At 37.5% G+C, this 15,573-nt stretch carries 20 protein-coding genes and 1 riboswitch; of the genes, 18 read left to right on the top strand and 2 right to left on the bottom strand.

What is annotated here, in order from left to right; genetic code table 11:
• Positions 1 to 31 precede the first annotated feature (31 nt).
• A riboswitch (purine riboswitch) is annotated at positions 32 to 127 on the bottom strand.
• 257 nt (positions 128 to 384) lie between these two features.
• The 12 genes from ACZ47Z_RS09850 to ACZ47Z_RS09795 all read left to right on the top strand — a co-directional run bounded on the left by ACZ47Z_RS09850 (position 385) and on the right by ACZ47Z_RS09795 (position 6,367).
• The gene (locus tag ACZ47Z_RS09850; protein WP_441911811.1) at positions 385 to 510 is read left to right on the top strand and encodes a hypothetical protein; all 126 of its coding nucleotides are present in this window, start codon (positions 385 to 387) and stop codon (positions 508 to 510) included.
• Between the two features lie 265 nt (positions 511 to 775).
• Complete coding sequence (locus ACZ47Z_RS09845) at positions 776 to 1,051, top strand: hypothetical protein (protein WP_157050536.1); 276 nt, start codon at positions 776 to 778, stop codon at positions 1,049 to 1,051.
• Between the two features lie 527 nt (positions 1,052 to 1,578).
• A complete protein-coding gene (locus ACZ47Z_RS09840) occupies positions 1,579 to 1,857 on the top strand; it encodes a 3'-5' exonuclease family protein (protein ID WP_054753522.1) in 279 nt (92 codons plus the stop codon).
• 95 nt (positions 1,858 to 1,952) lie between these two features.
• Complete coding sequence (locus tag ACZ47Z_RS09835) at positions 1,953 to 2,234, top strand: hypothetical protein (protein WP_054753524.1); 282 nt, start codon at positions 1,953 to 1,955, stop codon at positions 2,232 to 2,234.
• Between the two features lie 16 nt (positions 2,235 to 2,250).
• Complete coding sequence (locus tag ACZ47Z_RS09830; RefSeq protein WP_054753526.1) at positions 2,251 to 2,610, top strand: YccF domain-containing protein; 360 nt, start codon at positions 2,251 to 2,253, stop codon at positions 2,608 to 2,610.
• 236 nt (positions 2,611 to 2,846) lie between these two features.
• On the top strand, positions 2,847 to 3,635 hold the full coding sequence (locus tag ACZ47Z_RS09825; RefSeq protein ID WP_172675365.1) for an HD domain-containing protein: 789 nt from the start codon (positions 2,847 to 2,849) through the stop codon (positions 3,633 to 3,635).
• Between the two features lie 79 nt (positions 3,636 to 3,714).
• Positions 3,715 to 4,065 carry a hypothetical protein gene (locus ACZ47Z_RS09820; protein ID WP_464525533.1) on the top strand — a complete coding sequence of 117 codons (351 nt, stop codon included), beginning with the start codon at positions 3,715 to 3,717 and terminating at the stop codon, positions 4,063 to 4,065.
• Positions 4,066 to 4,227: 162 nt separating this feature from the next.
• Positions 4,228 to 4,392: a hypothetical protein gene (locus ACZ47Z_RS09815; RefSeq protein WP_155512112.1), complete on the top strand. Its 165-nt coding sequence runs from the start codon at positions 4,228 to 4,230 to the stop codon at positions 4,390 to 4,392.
• A 65-nt stretch (positions 4,393 to 4,457) separates the two neighbouring features.
• Entirely contained in the window at positions 4,458 to 4,709 is a 252-nt protein-coding gene (locus tag ACZ47Z_RS09810) for a hypothetical protein (protein WP_054753531.1), read from the top strand.
• Between the two features lie 31 nt (positions 4,710 to 4,740).
• The gene (locus tag ACZ47Z_RS09805) at positions 4,741 to 5,319 is read left to right on the top strand and encodes a metallophosphoesterase (protein ID WP_054753533.1); all 579 of its coding nucleotides are present in this window, start codon (positions 4,741 to 4,743) and stop codon (positions 5,317 to 5,319) included.
• A gap of 27 nt (positions 5,320 to 5,346) precedes the next feature.
• Positions 5,347 to 6,087, top strand: coding sequence for a metallophosphoesterase family protein (locus ACZ47Z_RS09800; RefSeq protein ID WP_464525532.1), 741 nt, complete (start codon positions 5,347 to 5,349; stop codon positions 6,085 to 6,087).
• Entirely contained in the window at positions 6,077 to 6,367 is a 291-nt protein-coding gene (locus ACZ47Z_RS09795; protein ID WP_226865593.1) for a hypothetical protein, read from the top strand. The genes ACZ47Z_RS09800 and ACZ47Z_RS09795 overlap by 11 nt, the downstream gene beginning before the upstream one ends.
• A 25-nt stretch (positions 6,368 to 6,392) precedes the next feature.
• Here ACZ47Z_RS09795 and ACZ47Z_RS09790 read toward each other — a convergent pair whose 3' ends face one another.
• Both ACZ47Z_RS09790 and codA read right to left on the bottom strand, forming a co-directional pair.
• On the bottom strand, positions 6,393 to 7,598 hold the full coding sequence (locus ACZ47Z_RS09790) for a PucR family transcriptional regulator (protein ID WP_054753537.1): 1,206 nt from the start codon (positions 7,596 to 7,598) through the stop codon (positions 6,393 to 6,395).
• A gap of 14 nt (positions 7,599 to 7,612) precedes the next feature.
• Entirely contained in the window at positions 7,613 to 8,878 is a 1,266-nt protein-coding gene (codA, locus tag ACZ47Z_RS09785) for a cytosine deaminase (RefSeq protein WP_054753539.1), read from the bottom strand.
• 411 nt (positions 8,879 to 9,289) lie between these two features.
• Between codA and ACZ47Z_RS09780 the strand changes: the two genes are divergently transcribed.
• The 6 genes from ACZ47Z_RS09780 (at position 9,290) to ACZ47Z_RS09755 (ending at position 15,569) form a co-directional block, all read left to right on the top strand.
• Positions 9,290 to 9,823 carry an RNA polymerase sigma factor gene (locus ACZ47Z_RS09780; protein WP_054753541.1) on the top strand — a complete coding sequence of 178 codons (534 nt, stop codon included), beginning with the start codon at positions 9,290 to 9,292 and terminating at the stop codon, positions 9,821 to 9,823.
• Between the two features lie 47 nt (positions 9,824 to 9,870).
• Positions 9,871 to 11,955: a beta-propeller domain-containing protein gene (locus ACZ47Z_RS09775; RefSeq protein WP_464525531.1), complete on the top strand. Its 2,085-nt coding sequence runs from the start codon at positions 9,871 to 9,873 to the stop codon at positions 11,953 to 11,955.
• A gap of 248 nt (positions 11,956 to 12,203) precedes the next feature.
• A complete protein-coding gene (locus tag ACZ47Z_RS09770) occupies positions 12,204 to 13,070 on the top strand; it encodes a DMT family transporter (protein WP_464525530.1) in 867 nt (288 codons plus the stop codon).
• A 48-nt stretch (positions 13,071 to 13,118) separates the two neighbouring features.
• On the top strand, positions 13,119 to 13,658 hold the full coding sequence (locus ACZ47Z_RS09765) for a DUF3877 family protein (RefSeq protein WP_015527865.1): 540 nt from the start codon (positions 13,119 to 13,121) through the stop codon (positions 13,656 to 13,658).
• A 29-nt stretch (positions 13,659 to 13,687) separates the two neighbouring features.
• Positions 13,688 to 14,488, top strand: coding sequence for an MBL fold metallo-hydrolase (locus ACZ47Z_RS09760; protein WP_054753549.1), 801 nt, complete (start codon positions 13,688 to 13,690; stop codon positions 14,486 to 14,488).
• Between the two features lie 88 nt (positions 14,489 to 14,576).
• Complete coding sequence (locus ACZ47Z_RS09755; protein WP_054753551.1) at positions 14,577 to 15,569, top strand: bifunctional adenosylcobinamide kinase/adenosylcobinamide-phosphate guanylyltransferase; 993 nt, start codon at positions 14,577 to 14,579, stop codon at positions 15,567 to 15,569.
• Positions 15,570 to 15,573 lie beyond the last annotated feature (4 nt).

The raw sequence follows: 15,573 nt of genomic DNA, 5'->3' as shown, positions 1-15,573 counted from the left end.
AAAAAACTGCCGTGACAACTGACTGCAAATTTTTGGTTTCCCAAAAACTTGTAGTCAACTGTTACGGCAGTTGGTAGACACGCTCATCCTATCATGAACTTATACAAGTCAATTTCTATGATGTAATATATAATGGATTTAGTGGTGTGTCAAGGGAAAATTAATAAAAACGTCAAAAAAGATAAATAAGAGATGGGAAATTGGTTAAAGTGTACAATGAAGATTGTGATTAGTTGATAAAACATCAATATCAACCCAAGTACGGTCTCTTTTGATTATAGAATAAATAGTCTGCATCTCTATTAGAATTGAAATATCAAAAGGAAAGTGTTAGAAACTATTAATAGTACAAAGTTCATTTAAGAAGTTGAAAGGAGAATTTCTATGGAAAAGAAAGGTTACAGTAGCAGAAGCTGGTTTGGATCTGTAAATCATTATGATTCACATGGGAAAAAGGTAGGGCATAGCAGCCCGGGAATGTTTGGAAGTTGGAGTCATTATGATGATTAAGAGCAGTACGGAATATAGAGTGGTGCATTATGACAAATATGTTCAAAGCTTTCATGGCATTTCAAATGTTTAAAAAGAAGAAGGATGAAGAGGAAAAAGAGGAACGAGAAACCCAGTTAGATAATGAAAGAGTAGCTATGCAGAATCATTTAGAGGTAACATTAGCTTCAAAAATCCGTAGGCTTCAAAATTTATATAACAGAATTTCGGTGGAAAGTGGATACAGAGAGCAAGTTATGGATAATACATATATGGTAAATGATTTGTGGAATTACAGCATTGGAGAGTTTATACTTTGCGAAGGTTTTCCGGATCATATGCAGGAGAGAGAACGAAAGACACGATTCAATTCACAAAAGACTATTGTGATTTTATCCGCGAATTCAGTGCGTATCTATTGTATCAATTTCCTGATTTAGATGTTTTATCAGTTGAAAAGAAGTTGATTAATGATATGTTGGAGCAAAGCAATATATTTTTAGGAAAAGATGATCCTTATGAGGATTATCAAATGCCACAGTTTGTAAATCCGTTGCTATGAACGGACATGTATAAACAAAATAAGAGAGCAAAAGGACAGGTTTGGATAATAGGATCTGTCCTTTTATAGAATAAACAGGGATTTTTATTGCACAGTTCCAGATTTAGACTATACCTATCAAATAAAATAAATGAACAGATTTTGAGGAATGGAGGAACTGGCAATGAAGGGATTTAATACAAGTGATGGATACATGGGATTGGTAGAAGGCAGATATATTTTATTTGCCAGTGAATCTGATTACTATGAGTACATGAATGATTAGTCCGAAGGGAGAAAACGAAATGTTTTTACCAGGATTAGTAGTGGCGGGAATTGTTTACTTGGTATATTGCATGATCTATAAGTAATTATATTGTTCGGCGTATGAGTGCTGGTCGTTTATATGACAAGATCGGAAAGAGCGCTTATGCAAAAGTTGAGTTGGTAACACCAGTAGGAACAATATGTAAGGTTTGTAAAAAGAGCCTCAAAAATGAAAAGAAGGAGATGGAGATAACGAAAAATGTGTTCATCCAGAACATGGTGTGATTGATTATTTTATAGAGAATCTGACAGGTATAAAGAACAGCCAGGTTAAAAATGCTCCTAAGCTGGAAGAAGCTCTGGGACGAGTTGAGATTGAACCGGAAGGTAACTTCCATGACGGATTGGATGATGCTGTTAATATAGGATATCTAATAGAAAAATTGGAATTGAATCCAGAGTATCAATTGGTAAGTTACGAAATGCCGGATAAACCGTCAGAGCGCTTGAGCAGTACGCTTGGAGAACTATTTGCTGGGTTGGATTTGCGATTTACATAATAAGATGCACTATATGTCGTTGCTTATGATATACTAATTCTACAGCTATTCAATAGTTTGGTAAAAAAGCAGAATATATCAAGATCAAAGGCGAAATGAAGGAACTTGATGTTGGCAGGGTCTTTAGGAAAATAGTAAAACAATATATAGTGAGATGCTGCGTTATAGATTCAGAGCTATATCAAGTGTATTTAAATGAACTTAAAAGGTTGGCGAAAGAAGACGATGTAATCATAGACGTGATTGCACGCAGACGGTTTGGGAAAGAACCCGTTGAAGAAGTCGCTGTACCAGGGGTGATTAAAGTTTATCAAGACAGATTTTATATGGAAAATCAGTGGAATATATGTGTTAAGGCTACCGTAATTGTGGAGTAACAGGGGAGTGGATTAGATGAAATTATTAGGAAATATACTTTGGTTTCTTTGTGGCGGGATAATCGGAGGTCTTGCATGGATCATTGCAGGATGTATATGGTGTGTCACAATTGTTGGAATTCCTATAGGTTTGCAATGTTTCAAATTTGCATCCTTAGCATTTTGGCCTTTTGGAAAAGAGGTTGTATATGGGAATGGAACCTTCTCATTTCTTGTGAATTTAATTTGGATTGTTTTCTTTGGATGGGGAATGGCTCTTGGAAATATTGTCTTAGGATGTATGTGGTGTATCACGATTGTAGGAATCCCGTTTGGAAAACAATTCTTTAAAATGGCACGTTTGTCTTTTATGCCTTTTGGTGCAAATGTGCTTTAGAACAACCTTTTTATATAAAAAACAGTCAGGTGAAAATGGCTCCGAAGTCGAATGCAGCACTGATTCATATGATTGACTGGCTGGGAGAGTGCGAATATGAAATCTACGCCTGGAGCTGAAATCGAGCCAGAGGGTAACTTTCATAATGGATTGGATGATTCTGTAAATGCAGTTTGTCTAGATACAGGACGGGAATATTATGTTGAAAAATCTTGAAAATAAGGTGGGAAAACGAAATGATTGATTTACAATATGCGAAGAAAGCTTTTGAAAACTATTTGAATGATTATGACCAAAAAAATGAAAAGATAAAGTTGAAGATTGTGCATACTTATGGAGTGATGGAATGCAGTAAAAAAATTACAGAAGATATGAAACTGTCCGCAGAAGATTGTGAGCTCGCTCAGATTATTGGATTGTTACATGATATTGGAAGATTTGAACAATTGAAATGTTACAACAGTTTTGAACCGGGAACGATGGATCATGCAGCATTCGGTGTGAGAATTTTATTTGAGGAGAGACTGATTCGGCGTTTTGTCGAAGAAAATAAGTGGGATGAAATTATAAAAACAGCAATAGGACATCATAGTGATTACTGCTTAAAAGGAATTACGAATGAGCGAGAATTGATGCATGCTCAAATCATACGTGATGCAGATAAACTTGACAATTGCAGAGTGAAGCTCGAAACAGCAATTGATATTCTCATGGGAGTTACTGCAGAACAGGTAGGAATGTCAGAAATTACGCCAGAAGTTATGCGGCAATTCAAAAATCATAAATCAGTTCTATTAGAGACAAGAAAGACAAAGATGGATTATTGGATATCTTATCTTGCATATTTTTATGATATAAATTTTAAAGCGACATATGAAAGTATAAGAGATAACCATTATGTGGATAAAATTATAGGAAGGATTCCGTATACAAATCCAGATACTGGAAAACAGATGGAACAAATAAGAAACGAAATGAATCTATATATTCAAAACGCTATAAATGAGAATGGAAATTACAGATAAATATAATTGAGATTTTGAAGGCGGTTTACAATTTTAAGCATAGAACAGAAGATGAATGATATATGTAAGGTGGTAGGAAATGGGTTATTACATAACAGGAGATTGTCATGCACATTTTGATAAGTTAATCTGGTTGGCGAGATTTAATAAAAAACTTGGAAAAGAGGATGTGATCATTTTATTGGGGGATGTCGGATTAAACTATTTTGGAGCTGACAAAGATCGGGAAAACAAAAAAAACTTGCGGATTTTCCAAATTATTTCCTGTGTATTCATGGAAATCATGAGGAAAGACCTTATCATATACAAACTTACAGAACACAAATCAGGCGTGGAGGAGAGGTATATTATGAGCCGGAATATCCGAATATATTATTTGCAAAAGACGGAGAAATTTATGATTTTGATGGGAAAAAGGCGATTGCAATAGGTGGGGCATATAGCCAGGATAAAGAATACCGACTTATAACAGGTCTTCCATGGTTTCCGGACGAACAACTAGATGACAAAGTAAAAAGTCAAGTAGAAAATAAATCTGCCGACAGAGGAATGGATGGATGAAATTGTGAAAATTGAGAGGGAGGAAGGATAGGTGCATTTTTATATTACAGGTGATACACATCGGAGCTTTGATCGTATTGAAGATTTTTGCTATGAATATGAAACTACAACAGAGTGGTATGCAGGACATTATCATGTGGAATGTGAAGAAGGTGGAGTCCGGATTATGTTTGAAGAGTATGATGAGATTATGTAGGGCGAAATAATGGAAATTATGTATATTTGATAGGAATAATATAGCCCTATGGAGAACTTAGTATTATGGGGATTTATACAGATGAGAAACTAGTGATAGAGGCTTATGATAAACTTATAAACGAAGATGGAAGGTGTATGGCTCTGGAATATCCGGAAGAACCTGAAATATATAAAATTCCATTAAATATATTTCTTGGAGAAGAAGTGCCATGGGCTGAGATGATTGATGGAAAATTGTGCTTTTATGTAGAGGATAATATAGAGAATCTTACGATCGATCAGATTAGATCACAGGTGAAAAGTACAAGCCTTTAAGGAAGAATTATGATATGGAGAGCGATGCGTAATGAATTATTATATCAGTGATTTACATTTGTTTCATGAAAATTCGATTAAGTTTGATGAAAGACCATTTGACAGTCTGGATGAAATGCATGAGACGATCAAGAAACGATGGAATAGTAAAATAACAAATGGAGACAGGGTATTTATTCTTGGAGACATAAGTTATAGAGGTAAAAATGAAGATTTGATTGCTTATATTTCTACATTGAAGGGACAAAAAATACTTGTGAAAGGAAATCATGATGATGTGTCGGATTATAGATATCATCAGCTTTTTGCAGAAGTTTGTGATTATAAAGAAGTTCATGATTCAGCTAATGGAAAGAATTATAATCTCGTTTTAAGCCATTATCCAATTTTTAGTTGGAAAAGGATGGGAAAAGGATTCATTTTATTATATGGTCATACGCATGACAGTAATGAGGATACTTATTATCAAAGCTGTTTGATGAAAATGGTGGAAAGCGATTGTCAGCATGTGTATAAAACAGAAGTTAAAGCAATAAATGTAGGATGCATGAAACCCTGGATGAATTATGAACCGCGAACATTGACAGAATTATTGTCCTATCCACAATGAATTAGATGCTAGAAGGGAGACAGTTTTATGGCTACATATGTTATTTCGGATATTCATGGACAGTACAACATGTTTATAGAATTACTCGATAAGAGTGATCTAAAAGATACGGATACTTTATACATTTTGGGAGATGTGCTTGATAGGGGTCCGCATCCTATTAAGACAATAAGAAAGCTTATGGAAATGCCAAATGCAATATGCCTGGTCGGTAACCATGAATTTATGGCGATGAAATGTCTGGAATTTTTGATGAAAGAAATTACAGATAAGTCCATAGAAGAGTTAGACGATGAAATGCTGGATAATCTGGAGACATGGCAATATAACGGAAGTAGATCAACGGTTGATGAGTTCACTCAGATGGATTTCGAGTCTAAAAAGGATGTGATTGATTTTATAAAGGAATTCCTGATATATGAAGAGGTGTCAGTCAATGACAAAAACTATCTTCTAGTTCATGGAGGTTTGGGGAATTATTCTCCAGAAAAGGATATAGACGATTATTCACTTCATGAATTGATATGGTCGAGAGCAGATTATAATATACAGTATTTTTCAGATAAATATGTTATAACAGGACATACGCCGACACAAGCAATTAGAAATAATCCAAATCCAGGATATATTTATCGGCAAAACAATCATATAGCAATTGATTGTGGTGCTACCTATCCGGGCGGAAGACTTGCTGCTATATGTCTGGACACAGGCGAAGAATATTATTCTGAACCTAATAAAATGGGAAGTGATGCTATTGGCTTATGATGAAAAAGATGTGGCTGCTAAAACGCATTATGAAAATAAGTATTTTTCTATTGATGTTCCAGAAGACTGGATTGGGTACTGGGACGTAATTGAGGAAGAGAATTCATTATATGTTGACCAGATATTGTATAGGCTGAGTTATAAACCACCAGTAGAAAATTATGGAGGTGGTACCGAGATATACATATTGGATATAAGTGATACAAGTGTTCCGCTGTCTGTTTATAGAGCAAGTATTCCAGATTATGCAGAAGAGAGTAGGGGGTGTATCATTCACTGAAAGAGATTCTCCACTGAAAATCCCCTCAATCAAGAAAATAATATATCATCAGTGCATTATACAGCTCCTGACTCTGAAACCTGTTCGCAAAACTCTTTCCTGTAAGCTGTTCTACTCTCTGTAATCTGTATTTCACAGTGTTCTTATGTGAAAACAGTTTATCAGCTGTTCTCTGCAGATTACAGTCACACTCGAAATAGGCCCACATTGTCTCCATCAACTGTGTATGAGCTTTCTTCTCATACTGTATGATAGGATCAAGCACTTCATCCGCAAATCGCTGCATTGGCGCAGTGTTCTCATACGACATCAGCATACGGTAAAATCCCATCTCATCATAGAAAATGATTTCATTTTTCCTGTTAATATGCTCCAATACAGAGTTCATTTTAGATGTCTCATGAAAGCTCTTTTGCAATTTGGATATGCTTTCACATTTTTCACCTATGTTGAGAGTGTATTCAATTCCGTTCAGGTCATTTTGCAAAAACTCACCAAACTGTTCAAAAATTTCTATTATCTTCCTGCGATCATCTGTACAGTCTTTCATAAAACCTATGATCCTGTCGCCATAGCAGGAAATGATTGCAGGATAATCACATTCAGCAAAATATTCTTTTAGAGTCTGTGCATAGTTTCTTATCTTGTCATTTGTAATTCCCTGATTTAATTCATTGCATGTCTCTTCCGAACTTTTTTTACATAGATGTAACACGAAAACCTGTTCTAACATCTTTGGATCATTTCCCATTTGCCTGCATTTCTGCTCGATACTGGATGTATTGATACAGTTTCCAAAAATAATCTCTGCAAGCAGACTGTCCTCTATATCTTTTCTGTCATCCAGATATGATATGGCGTGTCCCAGTTCCTCAAAAAAGTCTAAAAGTGGCACATTCCAAGGCATGGTGAAAAGCGGAAAATCATTATTTTCTGCTAAATCTATTACCTTTTGGTTAATCTGTGTTACATAATTCTCGCCCATCAATAAAAGAGCACACGACATATTAAGTTCAATTGCCTTTTTTATTGTTTGATACAGATCAAAATTTTTTCGCTGTGTTACCGGAGCACTTACTATTAAAAGTTCGTTTCCACGTACCCATTTCTCAAAATTAATATTCTCTGCCTTATAAGACCAGCGTATGCCCTTTTCCATGCCACCTGATCCGGCTATTACATTTGCCTGTGACATTGTCGTAAGTGATAGAAGATCCTTGCACTGAAACATTGTTTTCCCACCTTTTATTTCAGCAGGTCAATAGCTCCTGTTACCTTTGCAGGAATTTTTTTGAACAAAAATTCACCGTGTCTGACAGAAGCAGTGATTCCTGCTCTCTCACATATTGCTTCAAATTCTGATTTTGCATCAAGCACGATAAAGTTTGCAGGCTTATTTTCCTCGATTCCGTAGTGATCTGTAATATTCATGGTCACAGCTCCGTTCGTTGTCACAAGATCAAGAACATTCGTAATCTCTTCGGGTGACATCATCTGTGCCAGATGGATTCCGTGATCGAGAATCATCATCATATTTCCGTTTCCAAGCGGATACCATGGATCAGACATGGAATCCTGTGCAAAACATACATTGATCCCGTTGTCATAAAGCTCCTTTACTCTTGTGATTCCTCGTCTCTTCGGATAGGTATCCTGACGTCCTTCAAGATATACATTCTCAGTAGGACAGGAGATGAAATTGATGCCTGATTTTTTGAAAAGCTTCATCATTCGGAATGCATAACTATTATCTGCTGAACCAAAGGAACATGTGTGGCTGGCTGTAGTTCTTGTGCCTATACCTTCCATAAGTGCCAATGCATTCAACAACTCCAAAAAGCGGCTCTGCGTATCGTCTGTCTCATCACAATGTACATCGATAAGCTTATTATATTTGACAGCCAGTTCGATTGTCTTGTGGATTGATTTTTCACCGAACTCTCGGGCCAGTTCAAAATGAGGTATCGCGCCAACACAGTCAGCCCCCATCTTAAGTCCTTCCTCTACCAGTTTGTCACCGCCCTTGTATGCGTACATTCCTTCCTGAGGAAATGCAACAATCTGCAGATCAAGAATATCTTTTACTTCATCTCTTACTTCAAGTGCAGCTTTAAGACCCGTAAATGTCGGATCTGTCACATCAATATGTGTTCGGATAGCCTGAACACCATGCAGCATTTCTTTTCTTATTCCACTGTAAATACGTTCCTTCATCTGTGCAACAGTCATATTTCCTTTTGATTCACTCCAACGCTGGATTCCTTCAAAAAGAGTTCCCGATCCGTTTTCCTCACCGAGGCTTGCTGTAAATACATAATCAAGATGCAAATGTGGATCTACATATGGTGGAACCACCAGTTGTCCATTTAAATCTACTTCTTCACATCCCACAGTTTTTTCCTGTGGTATATCTGCTGCGATTTTTTTGAAAATTCCATCTTCAACTAATATAGAAACAAGTTCTTTTTGACCTTTTAGCCTTACATTCTTAAATAATTTTGAACCCTTCATACCGTATTCCTCTTTTCTTATTAACAGTAATGATTTGAAATAATGTCATTACCGTTAGGTTGCTATTTGTTCTTTACGCACAAATCATAGCATCCGGTCAGAATACAGTCAATAAAATGCAAAATCAACGCTTTTATTTTATTCTTGCGTACAAAAAAAGTCAATTCACTTTGTGCGTTACACACAAAATACCGGTATCTCGCTGTCTTTTTATTGTTTTGCATATGAAAATATTAAGGAATTCTTAGTTTTCATCTGCAACAGTTTTTCTATTTGAAGACTCTAGTGTATATAACCTATAATAAAGATAATGTGAAACTATTCATAGACTTCATGAACCAATACAGGTGATTCATAAAAATGGTTATAAGAATCTTCAAATGAAAAAGATGATTCGAGAGGAGGGAACGAATGAAGGATAAAGAAAATTCAAGGGAAATACAATTCAAAGAGGAATTGGTTCGCAAGGCGAAGAATGGAGATACGAAAGCATTTTCCCTGTTATATGCCGGCGTTTGCAAGGAAATGTATAAATTCGCATTATATATGATGAAGCATACAGAAGATGCAGAAGACGCGGTAAGTGAGACCGTTATATCTGCATTTGAAAATATTGCGAAGCTCAAGAATGAGAGTAGTTTTAAAAGCTGGATCTTTACAATTTTAGGAAATCAATGCAGAAAAATGTTGGGAAAGCGTGGAAATCATGTGTCAGAGGAAGAGACACCAGAGGCTGGACACGAACCGGACTATGAGCAACATTTTGATGTGAAGGAGGCATTCGCAAGGCTTGAGGAAGAAGAGCGTATGATCCTTTCGTATTCTGTATTCGCTGGATATGGAAGTGAGGAAATTGCGCAGATGCTTGAGATGAATGCAGCAACGGTTCGATCAAAGAAAAGCAGGGCACTTGGGAAGATGCGTAAGATGTTGGAAGCAGGATGATCTATAAGAGCTGGAGTTGAAAAAAATAGAAGAAGGAGGCGGAAAAGATGGAAGAAAATAGAGAAAAGAACAATAAGAAGATTGAGAATGAAAAGCGTTTAGAACAAGATTTGAGACAGATGGCAGATGATGTGATCCTTCCGGACTCACTGGAGCCGGAGGCAATTCAGAAAATGCTTCAGGCAAGACAGGAAGAAAAGCAGCAGGGATCAAAAACGAAAAAGAACAAAAAGAACTGGAAACGTATCGTTCCGATCGCAGCGGCGGCATGTGTCTGTGTGATAGTTGGAGCGACAGTTGGAATCAAGCAGATCAACAAAGGAAACAACAAAACATTAGATGCAGCGACTATCGCATCAGCAGCAGATCAGAAAGAGACAACCCAGACACTTATAACAGCGAAAGATTATAAAGAAATTGAAAAATGTATCAAAGAATATAATAAGCAGATGGCACGGGATAACAACAGTATGGCTATCGGACTGTATGAAAGTGCGTCTTCGGCAGATGCAGCAACAGCAGAAAGCAGTAATGTTAGTGACACGGGGGGTTATTCGGATACGAATGTCCGTGAGAACGGCGTGGGGGAAGCCGATATTGTCAAAACCGATGGAAAAAACATTTATACACTGTGTCGGAGTGTTGTGACAATCACAGCTATTGACAATGGGTCCATGGAAAAGCTGGCCTCGATCGAACTGGATGCAGAACGCTATGTAGAAGACATTTATGTACAGGATGATAAATTAGTTCTGTTCGGTACGTTAGGAAGACAAGTCGGAAATTCAGAGGATTCAGAAGCTTATGATGGATATTATGAGAACAATACGTATGTCCAGGTATATGACATCAGTGACCCGTCAAATCCGAAAGAGATCGGTAACATGGAACAGAGCGGAGGATATAATACATCCAGGATTGTTGATGGATATGTCTATGTGCTTAGTCAGTTCCATCCTTACGAAGACAATGTTACAGCAAGAGATCTGTGGTATATTCCGGAAGTGCAGGGAAAATCTATTGAAGCAGAAAATATTTATATGCCACAGGAAGCAGAAGGAAATGAATATACGATCATTACAGCATTTTCATTAGATGATCCGTCAGAAAAAACAGACAGTAAGGCAGTCTTTGGTTATTCAGATGTGTGCTATGTAAGCGAAAATAATATTTATATTACAAGTAATTATTATGAAGATTCAGATGTGAGCAGAACGCTGATCCGCAAGATTTCTTATACAGACGGAAAGCTTGCTGGTGTTGCGCAGACGAAGATCAAGGGAATGCTGAACGATTCTTTCAGCATTGACGAGTATGAAGGAAACCTTAGATTAGTTACAACAATTGATGAAATTTATTCGAATGATGATATTATGCCGTTGAATGAGACCGCAGATGAGACGGCTGATAAGAATGGAACAACGGATAAATCAGATGCAAGTAAGGTGACTGAGAAGGCTGTGGCAGAAAATGTAAAGGATGCGGTACCTGGTACAAATTCACTTTATGTGCTGAATGACAAACTGGAGATCATTGGCTCCATTCACAATCTGGCAAAAGATGAAACAATCTATTCCGCAAGATTTATGGGAGATACAGGATATTTCGTTACTTATCGGCAGGTGGATCCATTGTTCTCGGTAGACCTTTCAGACCCGGAGAATCCGAAGATTCTTGGAGAGCTTAAGATTCCTGGATTTTCCGAATATCTGCATCCATATGGAGACGGAAAACTGCTTGGCATCGGGATGGATGTAAGTGAAGATGGATTTACAACAGAAGGTGTGAAACTTTCGATGTTTAATGTTACAGATCCATCCAATGTAACAGAGGAAAATAAGTATACGATTGAAGAAAGCTATGGCACAGATGTAGGATACAATTATAAAGGTGTATTTGTAGATGTTCAGAAGAATCTGTTCGGGTTTGTTACCTATCATGATGGAGTGACTTATCAGTTGTATACGTATGACGAGGCAGAAGGATTCAAAGAAGTCATGAGCAGACAGCTGAGCGGATATGAAGGCAGTAGAGGACTGTATATTGGTGACGTATTCTATCTTGTAAGCGGAAATATGATAGAATCATATTCTATGAATGGATTTGAGAAGATGGATGATATTGTTCTGTAGATAACTTGTAACTGTTCAGAGCCAACCTCCAAAATACTACGCATTTCGGAGGTTGGCGTATCCGCCAAATAAAATTTCAAAAACAATCTAAAAAATGCAAGCATTTTATACTTTTTTTGAAATTTTGCTTGGCTCTGAACAGTTACAATATTTTGGATTGACAGTTTGTAAGACGAAAATTATACTAATAGGAGATGGAATTTGTTTGAAATTGTAGTTTTGTAATAAGAGAAAAGGGGTTAGAAATTATGAGTTCCAGAAATAAAGGAATTTGCTTTATTATATTGTCGGCATTTTCATTTGCGTTAATGGGTGCCTGTGTCAGGCTTGCGGGGGATGTGCCGTCCATACAGAAAAGCTTTTTCCGAAATCTGGTTGCATTCTTTGTTGCACTTATAATGATCGTGCGAAGTGGTGACGGATTTGAAATCAAGAAGGGAAACTTAGGTTATATGGTTTTGCGTGCAACATTTGGTACGTTGGGAATCCTTTGTAATTTTTATGCGGTAGATCATCTGGTACTTTCTGATGCATCTATGCTGAACAAAATGTCTCCGTTTTTTGTTATTTTATTTTCGTTTCTTCTGTTGAAAGAGAAATTGAAACCGGCGCAGGCAATTGCAATATTTGTTGCATTTATCGGAAGTTTGTTTATCATTAAGCCAACCTTTGCAAATATGGAACTCTTTCCGTCAGTAATCGGTCTGTGCGGAGGAATCGGTGCCGGCATTGCGTATACAATGGTAAGAATTCTTGGTCAGAGAGGTCAGAAAGGAAGCTCTGTTGTTCTGTTTTTCTCAGGGTTTTCCTGCCTCGTGACACTTCCGTATCTGTTATTTAATTTCCATCCAATGACAGGAGCGCAGATTCTGGCACTGTTTGGTGCCGGACTTGCGGCAGCAGGAGGACAATTTGGAATTACTGCAGCATATTATCATGCACCCGCGAAAGAGATATCAATCTATGATTATTCTCAGATTATTTTCTCTACGATTCTCGGATACTTTCTTTTTGGACAGGTTCCGGACAAGTACAGTGTGCTTGGATATGTGATCATTCTCACAATGGCGGCATGGATGTTCTTCTATAATAAAAGACCGGAAGAAAAAGAATAGAAACTGTTTGAAGCCAAATATATTTCAGATGAAAAGGATTATAAAATCATGGATTTTGCAAGACTTGAGAAAAATATTATAGATGTAATAAAGGAAGAACAGGCGAAGCTGGGCTACCGTAAGGAGAAGATTCGTCTGTATTATCCGCTGAGTTCTCTGAATCATTTCTTTCAGTTAGATGTGGATGAGACAGGAATGCAGGAAAAATTGAGCCGGTTTTCTGAGTATGAAGAAGGGAAGCTTGGAAGTGTTGAAGTGACAAATAAGGGGGAGCGGTTCTGTTTTCATATTCCGGAGGAAGGTGCAGAATATGTACACAATAATATGAAAGAGAATGAATTCATCAAAGATCTGATCGGGTTGATCTCTCATCATGGCTGCAAGATGGAAGATATCTTTGAACTGTTTCGTCAGCATTCGGATCAGATTACGATCGAAGAGATGCACAGCGATGAATTTGATTATATGATCTGCTTTGAAAATGATCCGGAGGATACTTACCGGTATTGCTTTAAAGATGAAGGATGCCATATCATTTACCATAGATTCCTGCCGGAAGATTATGAAGAATTTGGATTTGGAAAATAACTGTCAGGTCAGACAAAAAGGAGAAAAAAGTGAAGCTTACAATACTTGGAACAGGAAATGCAACCGTTACGGAGTGCTATAACACATGCTTTGTGATCAGTGATAACGACCGTCATTTTATGGTAGACGGTGGTGGCGGAAATACGATTCTTCATCAGTTGAAAGCAGCGGGAATTAACTGGATGAATATGAGAGATATTTTTGTGACACATAAGCATATCGATCATCTTCTTGGAATTATCTGGATGATGCGTATGATTCTTCAGAATATGAATAGAGGAAAATACGAAGGAGAAGCTACAATTTACGGACACGAAGAAGTAATCCGTATTCTGAAAGAGATGGCAGGTGAAGTTCTTTCGGCGAAGGAGATGAAATATATAGATGATCGTCTTCACATGGTCGTAGTAGAAGATGGAGAAGAACGTGAGATTATTGGAAAGAAAGTAACATTTTTCGATATTCATTCTACAAAGGCAAAACAGTTTGGATTTTGTATGCAGTTAGATGAGGATGAGAAACTGACCTGTTGCGGAGATGAGCCGTACAATGAACTGGAGCAGAAATATGCTGAGAACAGTACATGGCTCTTGCATGAGGCATTCTGTCTCTTCGGACAGGCGGATGAATTCAAGCCATATGAGAAGCATCACTCCACAGTAAAAGATGCATGTGAGATGGCATCAGACCTGAATGTGGAGAATCTGATTCTGTATCATACAGAAGATAAGAATATTGAACACAGACAGGAGTTGTATCTGGAAGAAGGCAAAGTTTATTATGATGGAAATCTGTTTGTGCCGGATGATCTGGATGTGATAGAACTATAAGAAATTTAATCCCACAGCAAGTTTGTTATATGCTATACTTTGTTTATAATCAGGTTGAATTGATAAATTCAGGGAGAGGTGAAGGAGAATGCTTGAGTTAGTAACAGGAGGCAGCGGAAGCGGAAAATCAGCTTATGCGGAAAGCCGGATCTGTGAATGGAACAGGCAGGATCCGAAGCCTCTCTTTTATATTGCAACCATGTATCCTTATGGGGAAGAGACAGAAAAGAAGATTGAGAGACATCGGATGCTTCGTAAAGGGAAAGGATTTGAGACATTAGAGTGGTATACAGGACTTAAGCTACATTTGGAAGAGGGATCATTACAAGGCTCAGATGTGCTTCTCGAATGTATGTCGAATCTCGTGGCAAATGAAATGTATATGGAATCCGGTGCAGGATGTCATGCAGATCAAGCCATTCTGGAAGGAATCCGAAAATTGAATCAACAGTGTTCGAATCTGGTGATTGTGACAAATGAAGTGTTTTCTGAATCGGTTCCGGATTCGCCGGAGATGAAAGAATACAAAAGGATTCTTGGCAGGATTAACTGTGAAATTGCAGCGATGGCAGATCAGGTGACAGAAGTCATTTATGGAATTGCACAGCAGAAAAAGGAAACGGATACGATGGTCAATAGAACAGAAAAACCGGGCGTGGACAGTAACAAATCAGGAGAGTTTGTGATGTGTCAGAAAGAAAATAGAGCTCATATAATTATAGGTGGTGCATTTCAGGGAAAAACACAGTATGCAACGAAAATTTATCCGGGACTTGGGCTGACAGACGGATTCAATTGTCCGCTGGATGAGATTGAAAATTGTGTGGCAATCAATAAATTCAATTCTTTTACAAGACGCTGGCTTTCAGAAGGAAGAACAAAGGAAGCGTTACTGACGATACTTGAGAACAATAGAAGCCTTCAATTATTAATTAGTGACGAGATAGGATACGGTCTTGTACCTATCGATGATTTTGAAAGAGAATACAGGGAATTTCACGGGCGTGTCATGACGGAACTTGCAGAACAGGCAGATTGTGTAGAACGTGTTGTGTGTGGGATTCCGCAGAGAATAAAGTGAAAGG

This window comes from Mediterraneibacter faecis, assembly GCF_055383675.1.
This window is presented reverse-complemented; position numbering and strand designations above follow the sequence as displayed.